Genomic DNA, 1,825 nt, shown 5'->3' on the forward strand with positions numbered 1-1,825 from the left:
ATTTATGCCATCCTCCGAATGAGGCAAGTCATTTAACAGCAAATCCATTCCACTAATAGCTTCTTCCATTTTATCGGCTTGACAACCAATAATGGCTTTCATTAGGTACGGATCGTTTTTATAAACGGGTGTTTGAAATGTAGCACTGGTTGAATAAGCAAGTGCCTTTGACTCTCGCAACTGTTGAAAAACAATAGAGCCCATGCCATCACCAAAATAACTAATAGATTTATAGTAGGTTGCAGCGAAGGCTGATAGCCAGGTATATTTCTGTTCCATTGTATTTGTGTCTTCAAAATCTTTTTCTACTCTTTGTACGTAAGCACCGTCCGTCTGCTGCAGCAAGCGACCTCGGTTTTTCGGGTTWAAAAACGGCCAGCCACAAAACTGACCGTTATCAAAAGTTAAACCCCGCAAATTCAATGCATCTGCACCTATCTTTGCAAAGGCGGTGTAGAGATCAAAATCTGCTTGGTTGTGCTTATACCACATATACTGCGGATCTAAGTGGCTTCTATAACACAACAAATCCATGAAAGCTCCACTGGGGTGCTTGGTTTTTGTTTTGCGTAAATACGAACCGCACCTTACAAAGCGCAATTCAGTGAGTAGTTTTTCAACATTTCCACCCACCGATTACTCATATCAATTGTATGAATTGATAAATCTAATAATCATACCTGGTTGCATTATGTCTGCTGCCATCAGGGTTCTTTCCTTCACGCAGATAGTCTCCGGTCTTATCAATATAAGTATTATAGGTATTCAATAACCTGTAGTCCCAATATGGATATTCGTGACCGGTTAACAATCCATTAATTATAKGGCGCATAGCCAAGAAGAACGCTTTATTATTTGCAGGATAAGTCATATTACTGCTATGGCTAAAACCTAATGCATGACCCAGCTCATGAAGGATCTCCTCCTCTGAAGATTTATTGTAATGCCTCATTAATACATATTCAGCTCCGGCCACTAGATTGCCTCCACCCAGTCCGCTGACATTTCTCACCAGGCCTGTCTCTAATTTTGGACGGGTCAAAATATCTTTGTAAACCGCTTCTTTTCTTTCTTTGGTCAGCACGCTTCCATTATTTTCGATTAAACCTTCATAATCCATGAAAGCTTTTTGTGCCGCATCCTGGGAAAACAGATAAGCCAGATTCGTAAACATGGCGATGCACTCCCTGGCATGTAATGGGTTCATCCTATACCAGTTATCAATATCCTGCTGCTGTTTTCTGAAATTTAATTGCCAGGCTGTTTTAATTCCGTTAAGTTTTTTATAAAAAGGATCATCGACCGCTACAGAAAATRCCGCTTTAGATAGATCAGTTTGCTTTTTAACCTCTATCAATTTTCCGCTTTCGGTGTACAGCTTCTCATCTTTTTCTGTAATTGATACCGGTAAATCAAATGATGTCAATGAAGAAATTGAGTCAATTTTTAAAAGTTTAATCCGCTCTTCGTATCCGGTTAGCTTCACAAAAACATCAACATTTTTTATGCTTTTTAAAGTATAGCAGCTTAACTTCATGCGGTTAGTTCCGCTTACTTCGATGCTCAGGGGATCACGTAAATTAATGGTACGGCTGACCATTATTTCTACAGGCTCAGTATCCGAAAGAATCTTCCCGACATTTTGGATATCTTTAAAAGAAACATTTTGGGTTAGTACTTTCGGTTCCGGCAAAGGTTCCTTACTTGCTTTTTTACAGGAAAAAAGGATAACAACAAATGTTAAGAATAAAAACTGTTTTTTCATTTTATAGTAGATTGGTGTAATTAATGTCTCATTTTTATCGAAAGCGCTACAGATGAGCAT

Annotated in this window: 2 protein-coding genes; both read right to left on the reverse strand. The window is 38.6% G+C overall.

Translation table 11 applies throughout. From position 1 onward, the window contains the following. A partial coding sequence (locus AC1DND_RS27005; RefSeq protein ID WP_477585831.1) for a hypothetical protein occupies positions 1-633 on the reverse strand: 633 nt, incomplete at its 3' end. Between the two features lie 34 nt (positions 634-667). Beyond that, the coding region (locus tag AC1DND_RS27010) for a hypothetical protein (protein WP_477585832.1) at positions 668-1,825 on the reverse strand (1,158 nt) is incomplete at its 5' end.

This window comes from Pedobacter sp. 01N416, assembly GCF_056399685.1.